General features: G+C 57.9%; 1 protein-coding gene. It reads right to left on the bottom strand.

All coding sequences use genetic code 11. From position 1 onward, the window contains the following. Positions 1 to 32 precede the first annotated feature (32 nt). The coding region (locus NP77_RS22570) for an LLM class flavin-dependent oxidoreductase (protein ID WP_039662035.1) at positions 33 to 449 on the bottom strand (417 nt) is incomplete at its 5' end.

The raw sequence follows: 449 nt of genomic DNA on the forward strand, positions 1-449 counted from the left end.
AACATACACAAGCCTTCTCTTCTTTTAACTGGCTAACTGGCGCTGGCCTGTTTGTCAGGACGACGGTCACCGCCAATGGTTTCACCAAACGGACCTGTGTTCACGCTGCGCTGTTTCTTTTCGGTGTTGGCGGCCAGCGGCAATAGCGGCATCACCAGTTCAGCAAAGCGGTGTGCCTCTTCGAGATGCGGATAGCCCGAGAAAATAAAGTTCCCGATGCCCAGCGCCTGATACTCCCGGATGCGATCGGCAACCTGCTGCGGATTGCCCACCAGCGCGGTTCCGGCACCGCCGCGCACAAGACCGACGCCTGCCCAGAGATTAGGGGCGATGCGCAGGCTCTCTCGCGAGCCCTGATGTAATGCACTCATCCGTGCCTGTCCGGCTGAATCCATACGCGCAAAGATTTTCTGCGCGGCGGCGATAGTCTCTTCATCCAGATGAGAGAT

The organism is Pantoea sp. MBLJ3 (assembly GCF_000816655.1).
Lineage (GTDB): Bacteria > Pseudomonadota > Gammaproteobacteria > Enterobacterales > Enterobacteriaceae > Pantoea > Pantoea eucalypti.